Raw genomic sequence first — 25,900 nt, forward strand, 5'->3', positions numbered from 1 at the left:
GCATGCCTCGATCGCGAATCGGCGCTAGTGTCCCCTGCGGGGCACAGGCGGAATCGACGTGCATGGGGGCATGATGCTGCGACGAACGATCCTGATCGGCACCGTCATCCTGGCGATGCTGCTCACCGGCGCGCAGGGCGCGGCGGCACACGGCGGCGGGTTCACGCCCGGCGCACCCGGAACAGGCGATCCGTATTTCCCGCTCGACGGCAACGGCGGCTACGACGTCCGGCACTACGACCTCGACGTGCGCTACACACCGGCCACCGACGTGCTGGCCGGCACCGCGACGATCAGCGCGCGGGCCACGCAGAACCTCTCCGCGTTCAATCTCGACTTCGACGGGCTGACCATCCGGTCGCTGACCGTCGACGGCGTGCCCGCGCGCTGGTCCCGGTCCGGCGCCGAGCTGACCGTCACACCGCGCCGCGGCCTGCCGAAGAACCGGCCGTTCACCGTGGTGGTCCGCTACGACGGCGTGCCGCAGACGATCGACGACCCGAACCTCGGGCGGACCGGCGTCTTCCACACCGACGACGGCATGATCATCGCCGGCCAGCCGGACGTGGCGGCCACCTGGTTCCCGGTCAACGACCACCCGACCGACAAGGCGGCCTACACGATCCGGCTGACCGTGCCGAAGGGCCTGGAGGCGGTCGCGAACGGCGCGCTCACCGGCACCCGCACCCGCGGCGGCTGGACCACCTGGACCTGGGACGCGCCCGAGCCCATGGCCTCCTACCTGGTGACGGCGAACGTCGGCGAGTTCCGGCTGAACGCCTACCGGTCCGGTGGCATCCGCTACTGGGACGCGGTCGACCCGGACCTCTACGCGCCACCGGCCACGCCGAGCACCGGCGAGCGGTTCGCGCTCAGCGGCGTCGGCGAGCCCGGCTACCGGCGGCTGACCCGCACGATCGACGTGCCCGCCGGCGGCGCCACGCTCGGGTTCGACGCCACCCTCGCGGTGGAGAACGACTGGGACTTCTTCCTGGTCGAGGCGCACACGCCGGGCCAGGACGACTGGACCACGCTGCCGGACGCGAACGGCCACACGTCCACCGCGACCGGCGCGGTCTGCGCCTACGCGGGGGCGCTGCACCCGTTCCTGCTGCACTACGTGACGCCCGGCGAGGACGGCGCCTGCACGGCCGCGACCGGCACGACCGGGCAGTGGCACGCCGCCACCGGCGACAGCGACGGCGTGCAGGAGTGGTCGGTCGACCTGGGCGACTGGGCGGGTGGGCCGGTGGAGGTGTCGCTGACCTACGTCAACGACGACGTGATCACCCCGGCCGGCGTGTTCATCGACGACGTGGCCGTCTCCACCGGGCCGGGCAGCACCAGCTTCGAGGAGGACGGCGACACGTTCGACGGCTGGACGCCGACCGGCCCGCCGGCGGGCTCCCCGCCGAACCCGGCGCAGTGGACCGTGGGCGACGCCGGCGACATCACCACCACCGGTGACGTCATCGACGCCACCTTCGAGCGCCAGCCGGAGATCGTCGCCTTCCTGGCGGACACGTTCGGGCCGTACCCGTTCCGCACGTCCGGGGGCATCGTCGACGACATCGACGGGCTCGGCTTCGCGCTGGAGACACAGACCCGGCCGATCTACACGAAGGCCTTCTTCAGCAGCGCGGTGAGCGGCGCCGGCGTCGTCGTGCACGAGCTGGCCCACCAGTGGTACGGGGACAGTCTCGCGCTCGGCCGCTGGCAGGACATCTGGCTGAACGAGGGCTTCGCGTCCTACGCGGAGTGGCTGTGGGCGGAGCGGGAGGGGCAGGGCACCCCGCAGGAGTTCTTCGAGCAGACCTATGCGTCCATCCCGGCGGAGTCCGGGTTCTGGACGGTGAAGATCGGCGATCCAGGGCCGGTGCGGCTGTTCGACGGCGCGGTCTACACCCGCGGCGCGATGACGCTGCAGGTGCTGCGCAACCGGGTCGGCGACGCCGCGTTCTTCCGGATCCTGAAGGGCTGGGCGCAGTCGCGGGCCGGGGACAACGTGACCACGCCGCAGTTCATCGCGTTCGCGGAGCGGGTCTCCGGGCAGCAGCTCGACGACCTGTTCCAGGAGTGGCTGTTCACGGACACGAAGCCGACGATCACCACGGCGGCCCCGGACGCGAGGGCGGCGGCCGGCCTGCCCGGCCCGGTGCAGCCGAAGCTGCGTCGCTGACGCAGCGGGCCGCGGGTCCCGGAGCGATCCGGGACCCGCGGCCGCGCCGTCCGGTGGGGTGGAGTCAGCGAGAGGAGAAGGCGGCGTCGAAGGCCGCGGCGGGGGCGTCGAACGCGAGGTTGCGGACGAACTTGAGCGCTTCGGGCGCGCCGACCAGGCGGTCCATGCCGGCGTCCTCCCACTCGATCGAGAGCGGGCCGTTGTAGCCGATCGCGTTCAGCGCGCGGAAGCAGTCCTCCCACGGCACGTCGCCGTGGCCGGTCGAGACGAAGTCCCAGCCGCGCCGAAGGTCGGCCCACGGCAGGTGGGAGGAGAGGCGGCCGCGGCGGCCGTCGCCGGTGCGGACCTTCGCGTCCTTGCAGTCGACGTGGTAAATGCGGTCGGCGAAGTCCAGGATGAAATTCACCGGGTCCAGCTCCTGCCACACGAAGTGCGACGGGTCCCAGTTCAGGCCGAACGCGGGCCGGTTGCCGACCGCCTCGAGCGCGCGTTTGGTCGTCCAGTAGTCGTAGGCGATCTCGGACGGGTGCACCTCGTGCGCGAACCGCACGCCGACCTCGTCGAACACGTCCAGGATCGGGTTCCACCGGTCGGCGAAGTCCTGGTAGCCGCGTTCGATCATCGCGGGCGGCACCGGCGGGAACATCGCGAGCGTGTGCCAGATGGACGAGCCGGTGAACCCGACCACGGTCTTCACGCCCAGCTTCGCCGCGGCTCGCGCGGTGTCGGCGATCTCCGCGGCCGCGCGCTGCCGCACGCCCTCCGGCTCGCCGTCGCCCCAGATCCGGGCCGGCAGGATGTCCTGGTGCCGCTCGTCGATCGGGTGGTCGCAGACGGCCTGCCCGACCAGGTGATTGGAGATCGCGAACACCTGCAGGTTGTGCTTGGCCAGCTGCTCGCGCTTGCGGTCCACGTACGACTCGTCGGACAGCGCCTTGTCCACCTCGAAGTGGTCGCCCCAGCAGGCGATCTCCAGCCCGTCGTAGCCCCACTCGGAGGCGAGCCGGCACACCTCCTCGAACGGCAGGTCCGCCCACTGGCCGGTGAACAGCGTGATCGGTCGCGCCATGTGTCTGTCTCCCTCGGTGCCCGCGTTCTCATGCAGCGACAGGTGCACGGCGACCGCCGGGTGCCCACGGCGAACGGGCCGGGCGGCGGTCAGCCGATCGGCGGCGAGGGAGGCCGATCCCGGATCCGCCGCGGCACACGCCTGGCCGGGCCGACGGTGCGGTGCGCACCCCGGGCGGGTTGCGCCTCCCGCCCGAGCCGTCGGCCCGCGGGCACACCCGCGGATCCGGCACTCACGCTAGCCGACCCGGTCGCCGCTCGCCAGGACCCGCGACGGCTTCTTATACACGTACTGCGTCTGCAGTTCCGCGTAGCCGTCCACGCCGGCCGTCCCGCACTCGCGCCCGATCCCGGAGTCCTTCACGCCACCGAACGGGATGTGCGGCGCGACCTCCGCGTGCGTGTTGACGTACGCGGTGCCGCACTCCAGCCGGGCCGCGAGACGCTCACCGGCCGCGATGTCGGACGTCCAGACCGAGCCGCACAACCCGTACGGTGTGTCGTTCGCGGCCGCGATCGCCTCGTCCACGTCGCGGAAGCTGAGCACCGGCAGCAGCGGGCCGAACTGCTCCTCGTCCACCACGCGCATGCCCGGCCGTACCCCGGTCAGGATCATCGGCGCCTGGAAGTAGCCGCCCTCGTCCGCCCGCGCGCCGGCGTTGGCCGGCTTCGCGCCGTGTGTGAGCGCGTCGTCGAGCAGCAGGCGCACCCGCTCGAACTGCGGGCGGGTGGAGACCGGGCCGAACGAGCCGCCCGCCGACTCCGGCACCGGCGTGGCCGCGTCGGCCAGCCGGGCCAGCGCCTCGACCATCCGCGGATAGATCGACTCGTGTACGTACAGCCGCTTGACCGCGGCGCACACCTGCCCGCTCATGATCATGGAGGAGGTGAACAGCTGCGCCGCCACCAGGTCGACGTCCACGTCCGGCAGCACGATCGCGGCGTCGTTGCCGCCGAGCTCCAGCACCACCCGCTTCAGCGCGGGCGCCGCGGCCGCCGCGATGTGCCGCCCTGCCTCGACCGAGCCGGTGAACGAGATCAGCGCGATGTCCGGGTGCGCGACCAGCGCCCGCCCGGCGTCGTCGCCGCCGGCCACGATGTTGACCACGCCGGGCGGCACCACGTCCTTCCAGATCTCGCCGAGCAGCAGCGTGGCGAACGGGGTGAACGGCGACGGCTTCAGCACCACCGTGTTCCCGGCCAGCAGCGCACCGGCCACCTTCACGCAGGCGGTCAGGATCGGCGAGTTCCACGGCGTTATCGCGGCGACCACGCCGACCGGTTTCCGGACCACCCGGACCAGCCGCTCGTCGTTGTCCTCGATGACGTCGACCGGCAGCGGCGCGGCCGCGTGATGGCCGAGGAACGCCGGCCCGCCGTACGCCTCGATCGCGCCGCCCGTCGCGCCCTTCTCCAGCGCGGACACCGCGACCACGGACTCCAGCCGCGCGGTCAGCGCCTCCGCCATCGCGCCGATCACCCGGCGTCGTTCCTGCTCGCCGGCCGCGTACCAGCCCGGCTGTGCGCGCTTCGCCGCCGCGACCGCTTCGCCGACCAGGGCGCCGGTCGCGTCCGGGCAGTCGCCGATCGGGGACCGGGTGGCCGGGTTCTCCACCGGGAACGTCGCGTCGTTCCGCACGATCCGCCCGTCGACGAGGTGACCCAGGGCGGCGATCGTGGATCGGATGTCCTCCATGTCCGGCGTCCTTCCGCAGAGGCTGCTCAACGCAGTCATGCTAATCAATGCCGCCGGGTAAATTCGGTATCGCCGGCCGGGTGGTGACGATACGAATGATCGATGCCGTTCGTTGCGTTGTTCGCCGCCGTCCTGCTGCTCGGCGTCGCGGACTCGATGATCAACTCCTATATCGTGCTGTTCGGTGCGGACGAGGCCGGCCTGACCCCGATCCGGATCGGCGTGTGGTCCTCCGTGTGCGCGATCGCCGGCATGACGATCAGCTGGTGGCTCGGCCGCCGGTTCGACCACCGGCCGGCCCGCGTTTACGCGATCGTGGTGATCCTGCTCGGCGCCGCCGGATACCTGCTGCTGCCGCGGGTGACCAGCTTCCCGGTGCTGCTGGTGATGGCCGCGACCGTGCTCGGCGCGACGGGCGCGGCGTTCCCACAGCTGTTCGCACTGGCCCGGGCCGTGCTCGGCGACGGCGCCGCCGGACAGCGTTCCGCGCCGCTGCTGCGTACCGCGTGGTCGCTGGCCTGGGCCGGTGGACCGCTGTTCGGCGCGCTGGTGCTGTCCCGGGGCGGCTACGACGCGCTGATGTGGACCGCCGCCGCGGTGTTCCTCGGGTCCGCGCTGATGGTGCTCACCGTGCCCCGGCCGGGCCCGGTCACCGCCGTGCACCCGGCGCCGGGCGGCACGCCGGTCCTGCTCACCACCGCGATCACGTTGTTCTTCACCGCCATGTTCGCCGGCAGCCTGGCACTGCCGCTGTTCGTCACGCGCGCGCTTCACCAGGGGCCGGCCGCGGTCGGTGTGCTGTACAGCGTGTGCGCCGCGGTCGAGGTGGCCGCCACGCTCGGCCTGGCCGCCGTACCCGACCGGGTCGGTCAGCGGACGCTGATCCTGGGCGGCTTCGGCGCGTTCGTCTGCTACTTCGCGGTCACGGTCGTGTCCACCGGCATGCCGATGCTGGTGGCCGGGCAGATCCTGCGCGGCACCGGGATCGCGGTCGTCGGCGCGGCCGGCATCCGCTACTTCCAGGACCTGCTGGCACCGGCCACCGGCCGGGCCACCACGCTGTTCTCCAACGCCACCACGGCCGGCCTGCTGCTCTCCGGCGTACTGGCCGGCGTCGCGGTCGAACAATTCGGTTATCGCACCACGCTGCTGCTCTGCGGCGTCACGGCGGCGCTGGGCGGCGTCGCGTTCGCGCTCGCTTCCCCCGGCCGGCGTGCGGCCGTACACAGTGAACGGCCGTCCGGCGGATGAGTGCCGGTCCGCAGACCGGATGGCCGTCCACAGCGGCTGATACCATGCCCCGCGCATACCAGCCGTGATCGACGGGAACCTGTTGTGGAACGAGACGTGAGCCGGTCAGGGCCGCTGCTGGACGGGGACCCGGCCCGCGTCGGCGACTACGAGATCGTCGGGCGGCTCGGCGCCGGCGGCATGGGCGTGGTCTACCTGGCGCGCGGCGCCGACGGGCGGCAGGTCGCGGTGAAGCTCGTGCACACGGAGATAGCCGGCGACCCGGAGTTTCGGCGCCGGTTCCGCGACGAGGTGGCCCGCGCCCGGCAGGTGCCGCCGTTCTGCACCGCCGAGGTCGTGGACGCCGACCCGGACGCGGCCCGGCCGTACCTGGTCGTCGAGTACGTCGAGGGCCCGACGCTGGACGAGGAGGTCCGGCAGCGCGGGCCGCTGAACCCGGCCAACCTGCACGGGCTGGCGATCGGCGTGGCGACGGCGCTGACCGCGATCCACGGCGCCGGGGTCATCCACCGCGACCTGAAACCGGGCAACGTGCTGCTCGCGCCGGGCAGCCCCAAGGTGATCGACTTCGGCATCGCGCACGCGCTGGAGGCGGCGCAGGAGCGGCTCACCCGGACCGGCGTGTACCTGGGCACCGTGAACTACATGGCGCCGGAGCGGTTCGCGGAGGAGGCCGGCCCGATCACGGCCGCGGCGGACGTGTTCGCCTGGGGATGCGTGGTGGTGTTCGCCGGCACCGGGCGGGCGCCGTTCGACGGTGGCACGGCCATCGCCACCATGGCCCGGATCATCAGCCAGCCGCCCCGGCTGGACGGGCTGCCGGAGGGACCGCTGCGCCGGCTCGCCGGACGCGCGCTGGCCCCCGACCCGGCGAGCCGGCCGACCGCGCGGGAACTGCTCGACCTGCTGCTCGGCAACGCACCGGCCGGTGCGCTGGATGACCGGCCGGAACTGCGCTCGGCCTCGGCGGAGGCGTCGGTCGCGGCACGGACCGTCACCGACGTGCCGGCCGCGACCGACGTGCCGGCCGAGACCGTGACCGTGGCCGGCACCGGACCCGCGGCCCGGGCGGGCGAGCGGGTCACCGGGCCGGCACCGCGCCGGCGTACCGTGGCGGTTCTCACGGCGGCCGTCGCCGTCCTTGCCCTCGCCCTGCTCGGCGGCGCCGGTTTCGTCCTCCAGCAGAGCAGTCGCGCCGGTGAGCAGCCGCTCGTCCCGGCTCCCGCGGCGCCGCCGCCGAGCGCGCCGTCGACCGCACCCACCGCCGGTGGGTCCGCGCCGCCGTCGCCGTCCGCGTCCGTCACACCGTCCTCCGTGCCCGCGGCCACCCGTACCACCGCGGCTCCGGCGGCGCCGAAGCCCTCGGCGGCCGCACCGGCGCCGGACGTGCAGCCTCCGGTCGAGGCCGCGCCCGGCACCCGGTCCGGGTACGGTCCGTACCTCATCCACAACCTGCGCACCGGCCTGTGCGCCGACCTGGACGGCACCGCCGGCGGCACGCCCACGCAACCGGTCCTGCAGGACGTCTGCCGGACCACCACCGACGACAACCAGGAGTTCTCGTTCGTGCCCCGCGGCACCGACGGGTCCGGACGCCAGTTCTACTGGATCCGCAACACCGACGACGACCTCTGTCTGGACGTCGACGGCACCGGCTCGGTCCCGCGCGCCACGCCGGTCGTCGAGCGGGAGTGCTACGGCGAGGACAACCAGGACTACCGGCTGGAGCCGAAACTCACCTCCGGCGGCCGGCAGTACTACTGGCTCGTCAACACCGCCTCCGGCCTGTGCCTGGACGTCTACGGCAAGGGCGACGGCGGCAGTGCCACCCACCTCACCCTGGTCAACTGCGTCTCCGGCGACGACCACGAATGGGCACTGGTCCGCCGGTCCGACTGGTGAGGCCGCTGTCCGACGCTGTCCAGGATCGCGCGTGTACGTGACCGGACCGGCCGAGGATGGGCGTCTGCCGATCCGAGGAGGAACCCGTGCCCGTCGATCCCGTCACCGAAGCGCCCGCCTGCGACGTCTGCGGAGGCACGCCGGCTGAGTTCGCGACGTTCCGTTCCGTGCTCGCGCTGTTGATCGCCTGGCAGCTGCAGACCCGGAGAGGCTGGTTCTGCCGCGACTGCGGTGTGTCGGTGCACCGGGAGATGACCACGTTCACCATGGTCGCCGGGTGGTGGGGACTGGCGTTCCTCGGCGCGCTGACGGCGATCGCGATGAACGCGAGCGCGGCCGGGCGCCTGGCACGGCTGCCCGCACCGGCGTACCGCACCGGACGCCCGCTGGCCCCGCGCCGGCCGCTCTCGCGCAGCCCGGCGCTGATCGGGCCGATCCTGTTCGGCACGCTCGTGCTCGCGTTCTGCTGCGGGGTTCCGGGACGGTAGACCCGGCGGGTACCCTCCGGCCGCATGGAGGACATCACCACGCTGGGCGAGCTCGGTGAGGTGCTGCGACGGTTGCGGCGCAGGCAGGCCCGGCAGCGCGGTGGTGCCCAGCTGACGTACCGGGAGCTCGCCGCGGCCACCGGCTGGTCGCACGGCATCGTGGGGGAGTATCTGTCCGGGAGCGTGCTGCCGCCGACCGACCGGTTCGACGTGCTGGTCCGCATGCTCGGCGCGACCCCGCGCGAGCAGGGCGCGCTCGCCACCGCCCGGGACCGGGTCGAGGAGCACCGCCGGTCCGGCGGCGCCGTGCCGCGCGGGCTCCCGGCCGGACTGCCGGCGTTCACCGGCCGGGCCGTGGCACTGGCCGCGCTGGACGCGCTGACCGGCGGCGTCGCGATCCTCTCCGGCCCGGCCGGGGTCGGCAAGACGTCGCTGGCCGTGCACTGGGCGCACGGCGCCGCGGCCCGCTTCCCGGACGGGCAGCTCTACCTGGATCTGCGCGGCTTCGGCCCGGCTGCCGATCCGGTGCCGCCGGCCGAGGCACTGCGTCTGTTGCTCTCCCGTCTCGGCCTGGCACCCGGCCGGATCCCGGCCGGGACGGACGAGGCCGCGTCCCGGCTGCGCTACCTGACCGCGGCACGCCGTCTGCTGATCGTGCTGGACAACGCGGCGACCGCGGATCAGGTCCGGCCGCTGCTGCCGGCCGCGCCCGGCTCCCTCACGCTGGTCACCAGCCGCGCGCAGCTCACCGGCCTGGTCGCGGTCGACGGCGCGCGGCCGGTGCCACTCGGGCTGCCCGGCGACGACGAGGCCGCCGCGCTGTTCGCCGGCCGGGCGGGCGCGGCGCGGGCGGCGGCCGAACCGGAGGCGGTGGAACGGATCGTGCTGGCCTGCGCCCGGCTGCCGCTGGCCCTGGCGGTGGTCGCGGCGCGTGCGGCCGTCGCGCCGGGCATGTCACTGGCCGCGCTCGCCGCACAGCTCGCCGAGGACCGGCTCGGCGCGCTGGAGACCGGCGACCCGGCCGCGGACGTACGGTCGGCGCTGTCCTGGTCCTACCTGCGGCTGCCGCCCGCGGAGGCGCGCGTCTTCCGGCTGCTCGGCCTGCACCCGGGCGCGGACGCGGGGCCGGCGGCGATCGCAAGCCTGGCCGGACTGCCATCGGCGGCGACCCGGCGGCTGCTGGCCGGGCTGGTCCGCGTGCACCTGCTCACCGAGCAGGGCGATCGCTACGCGATGCATGACCTACTCCGGGTGTACGCGGCGGAGCTGGCGGCGGACGACGCCGACCGGGCCGGCGCGGTCGCCCGGTTGCGGGAGCACCACCTGCACAGCGCGTTCGCCGCGGCGATGCGTCTGCACCCGGCCCGGACGCCGATCACGCTCTCGCCGCCCCCGGCCGACGTGACGGTGGCCGAACCGGCGGACTCCCCGGCGGCGGACGCGTGGTTCCGCGCGGAACTTCCGCCCCTGCTCACCCTCGTCCACGGCGACGTGACCGGCTCCGGCGACGCGGTCGGCCCCGGCTCCGCGACCGGCCATGGTTCCGCGACCGGCCATGGTTCCGCGACCGGCCATGGTTCCGCGACCGGCCATGGTTCCGCGACCGGCCATGGTTCCGCGACCGGCCATGGCTCCGCGACCGGCCATGGCGACGGGATCGGCCGCGGCGACGCGGCTGTCCGTGGCGGCGCGACCGGCCCCGGCGGCGCGGCTGTGCATGGTGGCGCGACCGGCCCCGGCGGCGCAACCCCCGCCGGTGGCCGCGACGCGACGGACCGCGACGTCTACGTCTGGCGGCTCGCCTGGACGCTCGCCGACCACCTGGACCGGTCCGGCCGCTGGGCCGACTGGGTCGCCACCCAGACCGCGGCGCTGGCCGCGGCGGGCCGTCTCGGCGACGACGCCGGGCGCCTGTTCGCCCATCGCAGTCTGGCCGGCGGCGCGATCCGCCTGAACCGCTTCGGCCTGGCCCGCACCCACCTGGAGGCCTCCGCCGCGCTCGCGGAGAAGCTCGGCGACCCCGGCGCGCAGGCCCGTGCCGCGCACGCGCTCGCCTGGCTCGCCGAACAGGAGGACGACCACCCGGCCGCGCTCACCCACGCGCTGCGCGCCGCCGCGCTGTTCGCCACGGCCGGTGACCGCCTCGGCGCGGCCCGCGCCGCGAACTCGGCCGGGCTGGCCGCCGCGCACACCGGAGACCTGGCACGCGCGCTGCGCCTCTGCGAGGACGCGCTGGCCGTCCACCGCGAGCTGGACGATCGGGCCGGTGCGGCCGGGACACTGGACAGCCTCGGCGTCGTCCACCACGGACTCGGCCGCCTCGGCGACGCCGTGGCCGCGTACCGGGAGGCGATCGCGCTCTACCGGTCGGACACCGACCGGTACGGCGAGGCGGACACCCGGCGGCGGCTGGCCGACAGCCTCGACGCGGCCGGCGATCCGGCCTCGGCCACGGCCGAACGCGACCTGGCCCGGGCGATCCTGGACGATCTCGACGCCCGCTGATCTGCCGCGCTACCCCGGGCCGCGGGTCTTGCGCCGAGTCGCGGACTGGCGTCGCGGTGCGGGGCTCGTGGGTGGCGGTGGTCGCGTGGTTTCTCCGGTGTCGTGCGGGACCGGCTTCGATGCCGGGCGGCAAGCGGAGCGCCAGCGGAGGCTTGCCGCCCGGCGAGGTTGGCCCGCGGGAGCACTCGGTACGCGGCCACGCCGGAAGCGGGAAGATCGAGAACTTCGTCCTTGATCTTCGCCGTTGATGCCCGAGGAACAGCCGGTGCCGAGGCGAGGTCGCCTCGGCACCGGGGTCAGCGGGTCACCACCAGGCGGTGCAGGTCGACGCGTAGCCGACGATGTTGCCACAGGCCCGGAATCTCCAGGCGGTGCTGGAGCTGGTGTTCTTCGCGGCGCTGGTCTTCGGTGTCGCGGCCGTGGTGACCGTGAACGGCCCGCACTGGAGGATGTTGGCGCCGCCGTTCCAGGTCCACTCCAGCCAGACCCGGTCGCCCGGGCGGGTGTCGCCGCCGATGCGGGCCCAGCCGCGCTGTGCTCCGGCGACCGTGCCGTAGTTCAGCGTGATCTGGGCGCCGGTGACGAAGTTGATGATGTAGTTGCCGGCCGGTTCCGGCTGCGTCCCCCAGAGGTTGTCCGGGATGTCCACGAAGCCGTTCGCGCCACGCTCGCACTCCGCTGCCGTCGCCGCCGCCGGGGACGGCGCCACCAGCAGCGCCCCCAGTACCAGCGCCAGCAGCGCAACCCCCGTCTGGAGCGTTCGTCTGACCACTGTCCGATTACCTCCCGTGTGGTGCCGGACCGGCCGGCCCGGCACCACCAGGTTTCCGGCCGTGCGGGTGCCGGCGCGAGACGTTTCGGTCAGGGGCGAAGCATCTGGCGGCCGAGTGGCGTGATCGAGTGCAGTGAGCGCCGGCCCTCCCGGCGGGTGCTCGCCAGGCCGGCGTGCCGTAGCACGGTCAGGTGTTCGCTGACGCTGGGCAGCGACGCGCCCAGCCGATGGGCCAGATCCGTGGTGCTCTGGCCGTGCCCGGCGGCCAGCCGGCGCAGCACCTCGGCACGGGTGGCGCCGATCAGGTCGTCCAGCCGCCGCGGGCTGTCGCCGGCCGGAAGCGCGGGTGCGCGGGTGACCGGATAGACGAGCACCGGCGGCAGCGCCGGGTCGAGCAGCGAGATGGGCAGGCCATGGCAGAAATAGGACGGGACCAGCAGGAGACCCCGGCCGTCCAGATGAAGATCACGATCCGCCGGGTACGGCATGAGCAGCACCGGTGACTCCCAGCGCGCGCCCGGGAAGATCGACGGTAGGAGCCGTTCCACGCCGCCGTCCAGGAGCGCGCGGCCGCGCACCGCCCGGTCGGCCGCGACGTCGTCCTCGATCGTCCGCCAGATCGGGGCGAGCGTGGCGTGGAAGTATCCGCGCATGGACGCGCCGAGCCGGGCCAGTGCCGCGGCACCGCCGTCGGCGAGCAGGCGCACGGCCTCGGCGGACCCGGGCCGGCCGGCGAGTTGCGCCAGGTCGGTGCGGAGCCGGTGGCGCTGCGTGTGCAGCACGGTGTCGATGCCGTCATCGAGCCGGACGCTGCCACCGGCCGGGGTGAGGAAGTCCGCGGAGTAGCCGACCGGCGGGGCCAGCTGGAACAGCAGCCGCGCGTCGGCCGGCAGCCGCGGCCGGGCCCACCTGGCCCAGTCGCCGAAGATCCCACCGGCGGCACGCGAGCCCAGCGTGTGCGCGCTGAGCAGCGTCTCCCAGAGGGGATCGGGGCCCGGGGCGAGCCGGACACGTGCCAGGTCATCCGTCGTGAAGTGAATTCGCAGCACCGTCGACCCTCTCCGTGAGGCTACCGGCACCCTATGTGCTTTGTGGACGGTTGTCGGTCAGGATCAGGACATGTCCGGGCTGCCTCCGGGGCCCTCGACGGCTTTCGAGGGGGGCGGTTTGGGGCTGCGATCCGGGTCGGGTAGATTCTTCTGGTCGGCGGGAGCCGGGCGAGACGCACCACCACGGTGGGGCGTAGGCCGGTCCGCAGGACTCCCCGTAGTGAAAGAAGCGCCAGGCAATGGCGTCGATTTTGCACGGGGAAATTCGGTTATCGCTTTCCGATAATCCGGCGCTCCGGTTGACGGGGGGCGGATTTGACGGGGCGGAAAACGACCGGATAAAGTAATTGCAGCGCCGGGGGAAACGCCGGAGCTGAACGAACGAAATGCCCCACGGCGGGGTCCGGTTAACCCGGGTCGCGGTGTGGTGTGTGGTTGTTCTTTGAGAACTCAACAGGGTGCTTGAAAAGCCAGTGCCAATTGATTTATACCCCGGCCGGAGCTTCGGTTTCGGTTGGATTCCTTTGGCAGTTTGATGACTGTCGGGACAGATTTTCTCTAGATTTCGTTGGAGAGTTTGATCCTGGCTCAGGACGAACGCTGGCGGCGTGCTTAACACATGCAAGTCGAGCGGAAAGGCCCTTCGGGGTACTCGAGCGGCGAACGGGTGAGTAACACGTGAGTAACCTGCCCCAGACTTTGGGATAACCCTCGGAAACGGGGGCTAATACCGGATACTCCTTGGCTATCGCATGGTGGTCTCGGGAAAGTTTTTCGGTCTGGGATGGACTCGCGGCCTATCAGCTTGTTGGTGGGGTAATGGCCTACCAAGGCGACGACGGGTAGCCGGCCTGAGAGGGCGACCGGCCACACTGGGACTGAGACACGGCCCAGACTCCTACGGGAGGCAGCAGTGGGGAATATTGCACAATGGGCGGAAGCCTGATGCAGCGACGCCGCGTGAGGGATGACGGCCTTCGGGTTGTAAACCTCTTTCAGCAGGGACGAAGCGCAAGTGACGGTACCTGCAGAAGAAGCGCCGGCCAACTACGTGCCAGCAGCCGCGGTAAGACGTAGGGCGCGAGCGTTGTCCGGATTTATTGGGCGTAAAGAGCTCGTAGGCGGCTTGTCGCGTCGAATGTGAAATCCCGTGGCTCAACTGCGGGTCTGCATTCGATACGGGCAGGCTAGAGTTCGGTAGGGGAGACTGGAATTCCTGGTGTAGCGGTGAAATGCGCAGATATCAGGAGGAACACCGGTGGCGAAGGCGGGTCTCTGGGCCGATACTGACGCTGAGGAGCGAAAGCGTGGGGAGCGAACAGGATTAGATACCCTGGTAGTCCACGCTGTAAACGTTGGGCGCTAGGTGTGGGGGGCCTCTCCGGTCCTCTGTGCCGCAGCTAACGCATTAAGCGCCCCGCCTGGGGAGTACGGCCGCAAGGCTAAAACTCAAAGGAATTGACGGGGGCCCGCACAAGCGGCGGAGCATGCGGATTAATTCGATGCGACGCGAAGAACCTTACCTGGGTTTGACATCACCGCAAATCCTCCAGAGATGGGGGGTCCTTCGGGGGCGGTGACAGGTGGTGCATGGCTGTCGTCAGCTCGTGTCGTGAGATGTTGGGTTAAGTCCCGCAACGAGCGCAACCCTCGTTCCATGTTGCCAGCACGTTATGGTGGGGACTCATGGGAGACTGCCGGGGTCAACTCGGAGGAAGGTGGGGATGACGTCAAGTCATCATGCCCCTTATGTCCAGGGCTTCACGCATGCTACAATGGCCGGTACAATGGGCTGCGATACCGTGAGGTGGAGCGAATCCCAAAAAGCCGGTCTCAGTTCGGATCGGGGTCTGCAACTCGACCCCGTGAAGTCGGAGTCGCTAGTAATCGCAGATCAGCAACGCTGCGGTGAATACGTTCCCGGGCCTTGTACACACCGCCCGTCACGTCACGAAAGTCGGCAACACCCGAAGCCGGTGGCCCAACCCCTTGTGGGAGGGAGCCGTCGAAGGTGGGGCTGGCGATTGGGACGAAGTCGTAACAAGGTAGCCGTACCGGAAGGTGCGGCTGGATCACCTCCTTTCTAAGGAGCAACTTCACCTGAAAAGGTGCAAGAAGCCCGCGGTCCGCGAATGCCGGATCGGGGTGCTCATAGGCGGAGACACTGGCAAGTCAGACCCGGCAACGGTCATCTGAAGTGAGTACGGCCCGCGTGGGCATGGAAAGCAGTCAGTGATGCGGCTGGAATCTGGCGCTAAGCACCCTGTTGAGTCCTGAAGGAACAACCCACGGGTTGGACTTCAAGGAACGAAACGCCAAGCATGGCCTTGCGCGGCATACCTCGGCTTTGACGCCGGCATGGTGTTGTGTGTGGTGGTTGTGGGTTGGTTGTTTGTTGAGAATTGCACAGTGGACGCGAGCATCTTTGTTTTCTGTAGGTCAAGTTGTCAAGGGCGAACGGTGGATGCCTTGGCACCAGGAGCCGATGAAGGACGTGGGAGGCGACGATACGCCTGGGGGAGCTGTCAACCGAGCTGTGATCCCAGGATTTCCGAATGGGGGAACCCGGCGTCAGTCATGTGACGTCACCCGTATCTGAATTCATAGGATACGTGGAGGGAACGCGGGGAAGTGAAACATCTCAGTACCCGCAGGAAGAGAAAACAACATGTGATTCCGCGAGTAGTGGCGAGCGAAAGCGGATCTAGCCTAAACCGATATCGCGTGATACCTGTCAGGGGTTGCGTTCTCGGGGTCGTGGGACCATCTTTCCATTACTGACATGGTGGACGAAAGTTACAAAGTCGATTGTTAACGGAACAGTCTGGAATGTCTGGCCGTAGACGGTGAAAGTCCGGTACGTGAAAATAGTCGATCTTTCGTGATGGCACCCGAGTAGCAGCGGACTCCTGAAATCTGCTGTGAATCTGCCAGGACCACCTGGTAAGGCTGAATACTTCCTGGTGACCGATAGCGGACGAGTACCGTGAGGGAATGGTGAAAAGTACCCCGGGAGGGGAGTGAAATAGTACCTGAAACCGTTCGCCTACAATCCGTCGGAGCCTTTTGGGGTGACGGCGTGCCTTTTGAAGAATGAGCCTGCGAGTTAGTGGCATGTGGCGAGGTTAACCCGGGTGGGGTAGCCGTAGCGAAAGCGAGTCTGAAGAGGGCGTTCGAGTCGCATGTTCTAGACCCGAAGCGGGGTGATCTAGCCATGGGCAGGCTGAAGCGCGGGTAAGACCGTGTGGAGGGCCGAACCCACCAACGTTGAAAAGTTGGGGGATGACCTGTGGTTAGGGGTGAAAGGCCAATCAAACTCCGTGATAGCTGGTTCTCCCCGAAATGCATTTAGGTGCAGCGTTGCGTGTTTCTTGCCGGAGGTAGAGCACTGGATGGCCTAGGGGCCCTACAAGGTTACTGAAGTCAGCCAAACTCCGAATGCCGGTAAGTGAGAGCGTGGCAGTGAGACTGCGGGGGATAAGCTTCGTAGTCGAGAGGGAAACAGCCCAGATCGCCAGCTAAGGCCCCTAAGCGTGTGCTAAGTGGAAAAGGATGTGGGATCGCATTGACAACCAGGAGGTTGGCTTAGAAGCAGCCACCCTTTAAAGAGTGCGTAATAGCTCACTGGTCAAGTGGTTCCGCGCCGACAATGTAGCGGGGCTCAAGTACACCGCCGAAGCTGTGGCATTCACACTTTGTGTGGATGGGTAGGGGAGCGTCGTTCAGCGGGTGAAGCTGCCGGGTGACCGAGTGGTGGACGCTGGACGAGTGAGAATGCAGGCATGAGTAGCGAATGAAGGGTGAGAATCCCTTCCGCCGGATGACCAAGGGTTCCAGGGCCAGGCTAATCCGCCCTGGGTGAGTCGGGACCTAAGGCGAGGCCGAGAGGCGTAGTCGATGGACAACGGGTTGATATTCCCGTACCCGCGAAGAAGCGTCCCTGCCGAACCTCACTGTGCTAACCACGCGAACTGATTGACGTCTTCGGACTGATAAAGGGGAGTCTGGGATCCTGGTGGGTAGTAGGCAAGCGATGGGGTGACGCAGGAAGGTAGCTGAGCCCGGTGAGTGGTTGTGCCGGGGTAAGCGTGTAGGCCGTGTCATAGGCAAATCCGTGACGCATATAGGCTGAGACGTGATGCCGAGCCGATTCAGGTGAAGTCAGTGATCCTATGCTGCCGAGAAAAGCCTCTAGCGAGCTTTGAGCGGCCCGTACCCTAAACCGACACAGGTGGTCAGGTAGAGAATACCGAGGCGACGGGTGAACTGTGGTTAAGGAACTCGGCAAATTGCCCCCGTAACTTAGGGAGAAGGGGGGCCGGACGCGTGAAGCCACTTGCTGGTGGAGCGTGGTATGGCCGCAGAGAGCAGGGGGAAGCGACTGTTTACTAAAAACACAGGTCCATGCGAAGTCGTAAGACGATGTATATGGACTGACGCCTGCCCGGTGCTGGAACGTTAAGGGGACCGGTTAGCCAGTGATGGCGAGGCTGAGAACTTAAGCGCCAGTAAACGGCGGTGGTAACTATAACCATCCTAAGGTAGCGAAATTCCTTGTCGGGTAAGTTCCGACCTGCACGAATGGCGTAACGACTTCCCCACTGTCTCAACCACAGGCCCGGCGAAATTGCAGTACGAGTAAAGATGCTCGTTACGCGCGGCAGGACGGAAAGACCCCGGGACCTTTACTATAGCTTGACATTGGTATTTGGGTTGGCTTGTGTAGGATAGGTGGGAGCCGGTGAAGCTCGGACGCCAGTTCGGGTGGAGGCAATCTTGAAATACCACTCTGGTTGATCTGGGTATCTAACTTCGGGCCCTTATCGGGTTCAGGGACAGTGTCTGGTGGGTAGTTTAACTGGGGCGGTTGCCTCCTAAAGGGTAACGGAGGCGCCCAAAGGTTCCCTCAGCCTGGTTGGCAATCAGGTGTTGAGTGTAAGTGCACAAGGGAGCTTGACTGTGAGACTGACGGGTCGAGCAGGGACGAAAGTCGGGACTAGTGATCCGGCACTTGCGTGTGGAAGCGGTGTCGCTCAACGGATAAAAGGTACCCCGGGGATAACAGGCTGATCTTCCCCAAGAGTCCATATCGACGGGATGGTTTGGCACCTCGATGTCGGCTCGTCGCATCCTGGGGCTGTAGCAGGTCCCAAGGGTTGGGCTGTTCGCCCATTAAAGCGGTACGCGAGCTGGGTTTAGAACGTCGTGAGACAGTTCGGTCCCTATCCGCCGCGCGCGTAGGATACTTGAGAAGGGCTGTCCCTAGTACGAGAGGACCGGGACGGACGAACCTCTGGTGTGCCAGTTGTCCTGCCATGGGCATGGCTGGTTGGCTACGTTCGGAAGGGATAACCGCTGAAAGCATCTAAGCGGGAAGCTCGCTTCAAGATGAGGTATCCCACCCACTTCGGTGGGGTAAGGCTCCCAGTAGATGACTGGGTTGATAGGCCGGAGATGTAAGCACGGTAACGTGTTGAGTTGACCGGTACTAATAGGCCGAGGACTTGACTACATTAAACGTGCAAAGTTTGCTACGCGTCCACTGTGTGATATCTGAACAAACAACCGTGAACACCCCGGTTTGTAAAGTTCATAGTGTTACGGCGGTTATAGCGAGAGGGAAACGCCCGGTTACATTCCGAACCCGGAAGCTAAGCCTTTCAGCGCCGATGGTACTGCACTCGGGAGGGTGTGGGAGAGTAGGACGCCGCCGGACTTCTTCATGATCAGGGCCACCCCACACGGGGTGGCCCTGATGTGTTTACGCATAGTGGGCCGCGATGGCGGCGTAGATCTCGGCGAACCTGGAAAGAGCGATCCGTGCCGGCCAGGGGACTTCGGTCCGGGGAGACCGATGGAGAGGTCCATGGATCGCGTTGCGCCGGTCGCTTCCCCGGGATCCGGCAGCTGCGCGTGATTCGCTGCTGGCCACCGTCCCCGGTCGTCGGCGGCGGCTGGGACTCCCGACGAGGACTGACGGCGGCGGTGCGGGCCTCCCGGAGGCACTCCGGGAGGCCCGCACCGCTTACTTGCTGAAACCCGCCGTCAGACCGCTGAGCAGCTGACGCCGGCCGACCGCGTACGCGATCACGATCGGGACCGTGGTCAGCGTGACCGAGGCGGCGATGGCCGGCACGTTGATGCCGTACTCGCCCTCGTACGTCCACAGCGCGAGCGGCATCGTGCGCTGGTCCGGGCTCTGCGTGAGTACCAGCGGCAGGATGAACCCGTTCCAGATGCTCAGCGCGTTGTAGATGACCACGGTGACCAGCGCCGGCCGGGTGAGCGGCAGCGCCAGCCGCCACAGCGTGCCCCATTCGCTCGCGCCGTCCACCCGCATCGACTCGAACAGCTCGCGCGGCACGTCCCGGATGAAGTTGGCCAGAACCAGGACGGACAGCGGGATGGCGAACGCGATGGACGGCATGATGATGGCGGCCAGCGTGTCGTACATCTGGATCCGGATGATGATCAGGTAGATCGGGATCACCACGGCCTGCAGCGGGATGGCCAGGCCGAGCAGGAACAGCGTGTTGATCGAGCGGAGCCAGCGGTTGCCGGCGCCACGGACGATCGCGTAGGACGCCATGAACGAGACCGCGACGGCGGGGATCACCGCACCGGCGGTCACGATCACGCTGTTCAAGAAGTAGCGGATGAAGCCGCTCTCGATCACGGTCAGGTAGTTCTCGAACGTCGGGTCGGCCGGCGGTGCGAACGTGTTCGTGATGAAGTACGTCGCCCGCGTCTTGAAGCTGGTGATCACGACCCAGTAGATCGGCAGCATCACGACGAGCAGCCACACCCAGGCGAGCGCGCCGCCGAACCAGTTCAGCCGGAGGAGCTTGTGCATCAGGCGCCCTCCTGCTGGCTCTCGTCGCCGCGCCCGCCGAGCCGCCGCAGCAACTGGGACAGGCCGAGGCCGACCAGGACCAGGATGACCGCGATCGCACTCGCGGGTCCCATCAGGTTCGCCTGGAAGCCGGTCCGGTACATCTCCAGCGCCAGCGCGCGGGTGGCGTCGCCGGGGCCACCCGCGGTCAGCACGTAGATCAGATCGAACAGCGTCAGCGAGCCGACCACCATCAGCGTGGACGACGTGACGATCGTGTACCGCAGCTGCGGCAGGGTGATGCTGAAGAACTGCCGGATCCGGCCGGCGCCGTCGATCAGCGACGCCTCGTACATGCTGTGCGGAATGGATCTCACCGCGCCCTGGTAGATCAGCGTGTGGAACGGGATGTACTGCCAGGAGACGATGAAGACGACGACGCCGACCGCGAGCGTGGAGTCCCCGAGCCAGTCCTGGTTGAGCAGCGGGATGCCGAGGCCGTTGCCGATGCCGAAGTTCGGGTCGAGCAGCGCCTTGTACGTGATCGCGATCGCCGCGGAGCTGAGCAGCAGCGGGATGAAGTAGAGCACCGCGAGGAACCCGCGGTACCGCTTGTGCGCGGCCAGGAACACGCCGAGCAGCACCGATATCGGCGTCTGCACCAGCCAGGACAACCCCATGATCAGAAAGGTCACCCAGAGCGCGTGCGGCAGGTCCGGGTCGGTCAGGACGGTGGTCCAGCTGTCCAGGCCGCTCGGCTGGATCGGGCCGACGTTGTTCCAGGTGGTGAAGCTGAGCGCGAGCACACCCAGCAACGGCACGACGCCGAACGCGGTGAAGATCAGCAGTGCGGGCACCGTCATCCAGATCAGCCCGCCACCCCGCCCGCCGCCGGTGACGGTGGGCTCGGACACCCGCACGGCGGGCGGAGCGAGCGTGGTCATTTGCCGATGACCGCGTTCATGTTGTCGATCCACTGCTGCGGGCTGATCTGCTTCTGGAACAGCTTGGCGATGTTGTCCAGCAGTGTCTCGGCCGCGGTCGGGCTCAGCGCCTGGTCCCAGGACTGGGCGAAGACTTTCGCGTTGACCGACGTGTCGTAGACGAACTTGAGGAACTCGCCCTTCGGGTTCGCCTCGTACATGCTGTCGCTGCCCTTGATGATCGGCACGTTGCCGGACTGGATCCAGGCCTTCGGCTCCTCCGCGTCGATCAGCGTGGTGGAGAAGAATTTCTTCGCCACCTCCTTCTGCTCCGGCGTCGCCTTCGCGTTGATCGACAGGTAGTGGCCCGGGTTACCGACCTGGTTCGACGGGTCGCCCTTGCCGCCGTCGACCGGCGGGAAGTTCATGTAGCCGAGCCCGTCGTTCTTGACGAAGTCGCCGCCCTGCTCCTCCTGGATGCCGTACGACCAGGAGCCGTGCACCATCATCGCGGCCTTGCCGGTGTAGAGCAGCGCCTGGTCCGCGTTCGAGTCCGCGGTGATGGACGAGAAGCCGTTCACGAAGCCGTTCGCGTCGATCAGCTGCTGCACCTTGGTGAGCATGTCCAGCACGGCCGGGTCGGACCACGCGTTCGCCTCGCCGGCGAACACCCGGTCGAAGACCTCGGACCCGGCGGTACGGTCGAGGAGCAGCTCCAGCCACATCATGTTCGTCCACCGGGACTGGCCGCCGAGCGCGAACGGCGCGATGTTCTTCGCGTTGAACTTCGGCACCAGGTCGAGGATGTCGCCCCAGGACTGCGGCGGCTGCACGCCGACGTCGTCGAAGACCTTCTTGTTCCAGTACAGCAGGATCGGCTGGACGGTCTCGTGCGGCATCGCGTAGATCTTGCCGTTCACCGTGGCCGCGCCGAACGACGTCGGGAACAGCTTGTCCTTGACCGCCGCGTTCTGGTTGAACCAGTCGGTGAGGTCGTCGACCTGACCGGCCTCCACGTAGGACTTGAGCGTGCCGCCGCCCCAGCCCCAGATCAGCACGGGTGCCTCACCGGCGCCGATCGAGGTCTTGATCTTCTGCTTGAACGCGTCGTTCTTGAGGAAGATCGACGAGATCTTCGTATCCGGGTTGGCCGCGTTGAACCGGTCCAGGGCAGCCCGGCGGGCGGGCTCCCCGGGCGGGCCGCTCAGCGACCAGTAGTCGGCGACGGCGTCGCCGCCCGCACCGGACTGGCCGCTGGGACCGGAACTGCCGCACGCGGCCAGTGCCGCGGCCGCGCCCGCACCCACGCCGAGCCCCAGAAGGTGACGTCGGGACATGGCTCTACTGATCATGTGTGAACTCCGTACTCGAGACGCTGGATTGCGCTTGCCGGGTTCTGCTCACGTACGGCCCTGGCACGGACTCGAGTGGAGTGGGGGAGGCCGCGCCGAGGACGAGGTGGCGCAACCGTAAAATCGCTGAAACCTTATGTCAAGGCCCCGAAACTTTCGGCTGCAAACTCCGGTACAGGTGTAACTCTGTTACATACCGCATCGACGCATGTCAGGGCCACGCGACGCCGACGCGCGCCGACCGCCGTCGACCTGACGCAGCGACACGAAGTAAAGAGTTCCGAGAATTTCCGGAAACCTTCGAAGCCTGATCTACCGGCGTGGATCAGCGTCGTCCGGTGCCCGGCAGACCGGCCGCACCGGCCCGGTCGTGCGTGCGCGACCGGGCCCGCTTGCTAGCGTGCCCGCATGACGGAACGTGCGAAGATCGCCGGCCTCGCGGTCGCCGCGGCCGTGGGTGCGCTGGCCGGTGCCGCGCTCACCGGTCGCCGCGGCGCCCGCACGGCCGCGGTCGGCGGGCTCGCCGGTGCGGCCGCACTGACCGCCATCGAGGCGGCGGCCCGCGCCCGGCAGCGCCCCGCTGAGATACCGGCGTGGTGGTCCCGGGTCGCGATGAGCGGCGCGCTCGCGGCCTCGGCGGGCTGGCTCGGCGGCCGCCTCACCGGCGCCGGTCCGGTGGCGGTCGGCGTCGCGGCCGGCACCGTCGCCGGTGCGCTCGGCCTGCGCCCGCAGAAGGTCGCGCTCGGCCCGGTGGTCGGCGTCGCGGTGGGTGCCGCGTGGCGGCGTGCCGGTGGCCGGGACGTGCCGCCGGCGGTGGTCGCGGCGACCGCGGTGGCCGGCTTCCGCGCGCTGGCCGCGCTGCTGTTCCGCGCCCCCCAGGTGGAGCTGCTGGCGGAGCGGGCACGCGCCGAGGACCTGCCGTTCGTGGTGCCGCTGGAGGCCCGCACCGGCTACGTCGGCACCGGCTACGTGCGCGAGCTGGCCGGCGTGCTCGGCGGCACGTACCGGGAGGACGTGCCGGACGCCGGGATCGTCGCGTCGCTGGACGACCTCGCCGGGCCGGACTTCGACCCGTCCGCCGTGGACCCGCTGGTGCGTGAGTTCTACGAGCGGACCACCCGGTTCCGGCTGGACATCGTGCCCGAGTGGCGCCTCTGGGTGCGGCCCGGCTATCTGCTCTACCGCACGTTCGTGGCGCGGCCGCTGGGTCAGGCGAACGTGCCGATGAACCAGCGCGAGACGCTGCGCGGCGTCCGTAGCCGGATCGACACGATCACACCGGACGGCACCGACGTGATCGGCGTACGCGGCTGGATCCGCTCCTTCGCGGACACCGGCGAGCCGATCTACGTCGGCATCTATACCACGTACCGGCACGACGGCCGCGGGTACGTGAGCGTCGGATTCCCGGTGCCGCGGGGCAACTTCACGGCCACGCTGCTGCCGCTGCACCGGCCCGGCGGCGGGCTGGTGCTCACCAGCGGCAGCGCGCTCGCCCACCCCGGCCACTATCTGACCTATGTGGACGCCGCGACGCGCGAGCTGACCACGCTGGCCGTGCCCGGCTTCACCGAACGGCTCGACGTGTTCACCGAGGGCGGCGAGCTGCGCGCCGCGCACGCGTTCTCGCTGTACGGCCTGCCGTTCCTGACGCTGCACTACCGGATTCATCGCCGGAACCAGGGTTGACCGGCGGTGTCTGACCTGGACTCCCCGGTCGAGCCGCGGCGGCGGGACGCGGCGCGGACCCGGCAGCTGCTGCTGGACGCCGCCCGCCGGCGCTTCATCCGCGACGGCTACGCCGCGACCACCGTGCGGGACATCGCGGACGACGCCGGCGTCAACGTCTCGCTGATCAACCGCTACTTCGCGTCCAAGGAGGGCCTGTTCGAGGCGTGCCTGGGCGCCGCCGTCACGGACCTCGGCAACGACACGGACGGCCTGTCCCGCGACGAGATCATCGCGCGCGTCGTCGCACGGATCTCCGGCCGGGACCCGCTCGACAACGCGTACGTGATGCTGATGCGCTCCTCCGGCGACGAACGCATCGACGAGATGCGGCGGGCGATCCTGATCTCGCACGCCCGGAAACTGGCCGCCGCCGGCACGCCCGGCCCGCACGCGCTGCTGCGCGCCCAGATCGTGATCGCGGCCGCGTTCGGCATCGCCACGATGCGGTCCGCACTGCAACCGGAGCCGATCACCTCCGCCGACCCGGCCGTGCTGCACGCGCTGCTCACCGACCTGATCGACGCGGTCCTGCCTCGATAGCCAAAGACCCAGGAGCCGGCTTTCCCGCTTCCGGCGTGGTCACCTCCCGCATGCTCCCGCGGGCACCGGTCGTCGCCCAGGGCTCCTCCCTGCACGTCAGCGGGTGGCTGAGCCAAAAATCAAGACCCGGCCGCCCGTCACCGCGTGGCGCGGGCGCACCGCCCGCCCGGCACCCGGCCGGCCGCTCCACGCTCGGTTCCCCGCGATGACCGCGTTCCACGGGCGGGGAACGCGCGAGCGGCCGGTGTGTCCGGCCCCGGCGGCGTGTGCGGGCAGCGGCCGGCGTGCTCAGGTGGCGGCCGGGAGGCGGCGGTCGACGACGGCCTGGCGCCACTGGCGCATCGCGCGGGCCATGCCGGCACCGGCGACCGCGGTGACCTCGTCGCCGGACAGGTAGACGGCGACGAACCGGCGCTCGTCCAGCGAGCCCTCCACGATCCGTACCTCGTCGGCTCCGGACGGCAGGCCGTAGGCCTGGATCTTCAGGTCGTACTGGTCGGACCAGAAGTACGGCACCTGGTCCGGCGCGGCGTCGTGGGGCAGGCCGAGGATGTCACGGGCCACGATCCGGCCGTGCTGGCCGGCCGTGAAGCGGTGCTCGACGCGCACGTGCCGCCCCAGCGCCGGTGACCACCACGCGGCCACGTCACCCGCGGCCCACACCCGCTCGGCCGCCCGGCCGTGCGCGTCGCAGACCACGCCGTCCGCGAGCGGCACGCCGCTGTCCCGCAGCCAGCCGACCCGCGGCACGCACCCGATCGCGGTGACCACCAGGTCCGCCGGAATCCGGGTGCCGTCGTCCAGCAGCACCGCAGCGATCCGGTCGCCCGCGTTCGTGGGGTGGTCGCCCGCGGTCGCGGCGCGGTTATTCGCGTTCGCGGCCCGGATGTCCGTGTTCGGCGAGGCGGCCACGCCCGGGGGCGTGGTGTGCGGCGCGGCCGGGACGGGGGTGGCGGGGATTCCGGCGACGTTGCCGGAAACGGTTTCCAGTGCGGCCACGGCGTGGCCGAGGCGGAGGTCGACGCCGCGGTCGCGGTGCAGGCCCGCGATCATCGTGCCGAGCAGGGGGCCGAGCGGGGCGTGCAGCGGTGTGGGGAACGGGTCGGCGAGCGTGACCGCGATGCCCATGGTGCGGGCCGCGGCCGTGATCTCGCAGCCGAGGAAGCCGGCGCCGACCACGGCGACCCGGCGGGCGCGGGTCAGTGCGCCGCGCAGCCGGAGGGTGTCGTCCAGGCCACGGAGCACGTGCTGGGCCGGCGTGCCGGGCAGCCGGCGCGGTGCGACGCCGGTCGCGGCGACCAGCGCGGCGTACCCGATGGTGGTGCCGTTCGACAGCGTCAGCGTGGACGCGGCCGGGTCCAGTGCGACCGCGGCCGTGCCGGGCCGGAAGTCGATGCCGCGCGCGGCCAGTTCGGCCCGGCTGCGCAGCACGGCCCGGTCCGGCCGCCAGGCGCCGGTGAGCACCTGTTTGGACAGTGGCGGCCGGTCGTAGGGCGCGTGCGGCTCGTCGCCGAGCAGCAGGATCGCGCCGTCGTACCCCTCGGTGCGCAGCGCGTCCGCGGTGGCGAGCCCGGCGGCGCCGCTGCCGGCTATCACGACCGGGCCGGTCACC

General features: G+C 69.6%; 15 protein-coding genes and 3 rRNA genes. 10 read left to right on the forward strand and 8 right to left on the reverse strand.

Annotation, left to right across the window (positions count from 1 at the left end; translation table 11 throughout):
• Positions 1–70: 70 nt before the first annotated feature.
• Positions 71–2,179 carry a M1 family metallopeptidase gene (locus J2S42_RS40255; RefSeq protein ID WP_307248118.1) on the forward strand — a complete coding sequence of 703 codons (2,109 nt, stop codon included), beginning with the start codon at positions 71–73 and terminating at the stop codon, positions 2,177–2,179.
• 64 nt (positions 2,180–2,243) lie between these two features.
• Here the strand turns inward: J2S42_RS40255 and J2S42_RS40260 are convergent, their stop codons facing one another.
• Positions 2,244–3,248 carry a sugar phosphate isomerase/epimerase family protein gene (locus J2S42_RS40260; RefSeq protein ID WP_307248120.1) on the reverse strand — a complete coding sequence of 335 codons (1,005 nt, stop codon included), beginning with the start codon at positions 3,246–3,248 and terminating at the stop codon, positions 2,244–2,246.
• A 237-nt stretch (positions 3,249–3,485) separates the two neighbouring features.
• Positions 3,486–4,943: an aldehyde dehydrogenase family protein gene (locus J2S42_RS40265; protein WP_307248122.1), complete on the reverse strand. Its 1,458-nt coding sequence runs from the start codon at positions 4,941–4,943 to the stop codon at positions 3,486–3,488.
• A 102-nt stretch (positions 4,944–5,045) separates the two neighbouring features.
• Here J2S42_RS40265 and J2S42_RS40270 point away from each other — a divergent pair, with 102 nt between their 5' ends.
• The 4 genes from J2S42_RS40270 (at position 5,046) to J2S42_RS40285 (ending at position 11,089) form a co-directional block, all read left to right on the forward strand.
• The gene (locus J2S42_RS40270) at positions 5,046–6,194 is read left to right on the forward strand and encodes an MFS transporter (protein ID WP_307248124.1); all 1,149 of its coding nucleotides are present in this window, start codon (positions 5,046–5,048) and stop codon (positions 6,192–6,194) included.
• 96 nt (positions 6,195–6,290) lie between these two features.
• On the forward strand, positions 6,291–8,096 hold the full coding sequence (locus J2S42_RS40275) for a serine/threonine protein kinase (protein WP_307248126.1): 1,806 nt from the start codon (positions 6,291–6,293) through the stop codon (positions 8,094–8,096).
• A gap of 86 nt (positions 8,097–8,182) precedes the next feature.
• On the forward strand, positions 8,183–8,584 hold the full coding sequence (locus tag J2S42_RS40280) for a hypothetical protein (RefSeq protein ID WP_307248128.1): 402 nt from the start codon (positions 8,183–8,185) through the stop codon (positions 8,582–8,584).
• Between the two features lie 24 nt (positions 8,585–8,608).
• Positions 8,609–11,089 (forward strand): ATP-binding protein, encoded by a 2,481-nt coding sequence (locus J2S42_RS40285; RefSeq protein ID WP_307248130.1) that lies wholly within the window; start codon positions 8,609–8,611, stop codon positions 11,087–11,089.
• Positions 11,090–11,393: 304 nt separating this feature from the next.
• Here the strand turns inward: J2S42_RS40285 and J2S42_RS40290 are convergent, their stop codons facing one another.
• On the reverse strand, positions 11,394–11,861 hold the full coding sequence (locus tag J2S42_RS40290; protein WP_307248132.1) for a hypothetical protein: 468 nt from the start codon (positions 11,859–11,861) through the stop codon (positions 11,394–11,396).
• A gap of 89 nt (positions 11,862–11,950) precedes the next feature.
• A complete protein-coding gene (locus J2S42_RS40295; RefSeq protein WP_307248134.1) occupies positions 11,951–12,910 on the reverse strand; it encodes an ArsR/SmtB family transcription factor in 960 nt (319 codons plus the stop codon).
• A gap of 565 nt (positions 12,911–13,475) precedes the next feature.
• Between J2S42_RS40295 and J2S42_RS40300 the strand changes: the two genes are divergently transcribed.
• From J2S42_RS40300 to rrf, 3 genes are all read left to right on the forward strand, one after another.
• Positions 13,476–14,993 (forward strand): 16S ribosomal RNA (locus tag J2S42_RS40300).
• Between the two features lie 354 nt (positions 14,994–15,347).
• Positions 15,348–18,422, forward strand: a 23S ribosomal RNA gene (locus tag J2S42_RS40305).
• Between the two features lie 87 nt (positions 18,423–18,509).
• A 5S ribosomal RNA gene (gene rrf, locus J2S42_RS40310) occupies positions 18,510–18,626 on the forward strand.
• The 16S, 23S and 5S rRNA genes sit together here, the layout of an rRNA operon.
• Before the next feature lie 309 nt (positions 18,627–18,935).
• On the opposite strand, the gene J2S42_RS40315 is transcribed toward rrf, so the two are convergent.
• From J2S42_RS40315 to J2S42_RS40325, 3 genes are read right to left on the reverse strand one after another with little or no spacing between them, the layout of a single operon-like run.
• Positions 18,936–19,763 carry a carbohydrate ABC transporter permease gene (locus tag J2S42_RS40315; protein ID WP_307248136.1) on the reverse strand — a complete coding sequence of 276 codons (828 nt, stop codon included), beginning with the start codon at positions 19,761–19,763 and terminating at the stop codon, positions 18,936–18,938.
• On the reverse strand, positions 19,763–20,686 hold the full coding sequence (locus J2S42_RS40320) for a carbohydrate ABC transporter permease (protein ID WP_307248137.1): 924 nt from the start codon (positions 20,684–20,686) through the stop codon (positions 19,763–19,765). Before J2S42_RS40320 ends, J2S42_RS40315 begins: the two co-directional genes overlap by 1 nt.
• Positions 20,683–22,017, reverse strand: a complete 1,335-nt coding sequence (locus J2S42_RS40325; protein ID WP_307248139.1) for an extracellular solute-binding protein — start codon at positions 22,015–22,017, stop codon at positions 20,683–20,685. The genes J2S42_RS40320 and J2S42_RS40325 overlap by 4 nt, the downstream gene beginning before the upstream one ends.
• A gap of 408 nt (positions 22,018–22,425) precedes the next feature.
• Between J2S42_RS40325 and J2S42_RS40330 the strand changes: the two genes are divergently transcribed.
• Both J2S42_RS40330 and J2S42_RS40335 read left to right on the forward strand, forming a co-directional pair.
• The gene (locus J2S42_RS40330; protein ID WP_307248141.1) at positions 22,426–23,706 is read left to right on the forward strand and encodes a hypothetical protein; all 1,281 of its coding nucleotides are present in this window, start codon (positions 22,426–22,428) and stop codon (positions 23,704–23,706) included.
• 6 nt (positions 23,707–23,712) lie between these two features.
• Positions 23,713–24,288, forward strand: coding sequence for a TetR/AcrR family transcriptional regulator (locus J2S42_RS40335; RefSeq protein ID WP_307248142.1), 576 nt, complete (start codon positions 23,713–23,715; stop codon positions 24,286–24,288).
• Between the two features lie 288 nt (positions 24,289–24,576).
• Here J2S42_RS40335 and J2S42_RS40340 read toward each other — a convergent pair whose 3' ends face one another.
• Positions 24,577–25,899 (reverse strand): NAD(P)/FAD-dependent oxidoreductase, encoded by a 1,323-nt coding sequence (locus tag J2S42_RS40340; protein WP_307248144.1) that lies wholly within the window; start codon positions 25,897–25,899, stop codon positions 24,577–24,579.
• Position 25,900 lies beyond the last annotated feature (1 nt).

Origin of the sequence: Catenuloplanes indicus (assembly GCF_030813715.1) — a bacterium.
Taxonomy (GTDB): domain Bacteria; phylum Actinomycetota; class Actinomycetes; order Mycobacteriales; family Micromonosporaceae; genus Catenuloplanes; species Catenuloplanes indicus.

Coding starts and splice junctions, on each gene's coding strand:
- J2S42_RS40330 (WP_307248141.1), top strand. CDS start 22,426: ATGACGGAACGTGCGAAGATCGCCGGCCTCGCGGTCGCCGCGGCCGTG.
- J2S42_RS40265 (WP_307248122.1), bottom strand. CDS start 4,943: ATGGAGGACATCCGATCCACGATCGCCGCCCTGGGTCACCTCGTCGAC.
- J2S42_RS40320 (WP_307248137.1), bottom strand. CDS start 20,686: ATGACCACGCTCGCTCCGCCCGCCGTGCGGGTGTCCGAGCCCACCGTC.
- J2S42_RS40285 (WP_307248130.1), top strand. CDS start 8,609: ATGGAGGACATCACCACGCTGGGCGAGCTCGGTGAGGTGCTGCGACGG.
- J2S42_RS40260 (WP_307248120.1), bottom strand. CDS start 3,248: ATGGCGCGACCGATCACGCTGTTCACCGGCCAGTGGGCGGACCTGCCG.
- J2S42_RS40255 (WP_307248118.1), top strand. CDS start 71: ATGATGCTGCGACGAACGATCCTGATCGGCACCGTCATCCTGGCGATG.
- J2S42_RS40270 (WP_307248124.1), top strand. CDS start 5,046: ATGCCGTTCGTTGCGTTGTTCGCCGCCGTCCTGCTGCTCGGCGTCGCG.
- J2S42_RS40325 (WP_307248139.1), bottom strand. CDS start 22,017: ATGATCAGTAGAGCCATGTCCCGACGTCACCTTCTGGGGCTCGGCGTG.
- J2S42_RS40315 (WP_307248136.1), bottom strand. CDS start 19,763: ATGCACAAGCTCCTCCGGCTGAACTGGTTCGGCGGCGCGCTCGCCTGG.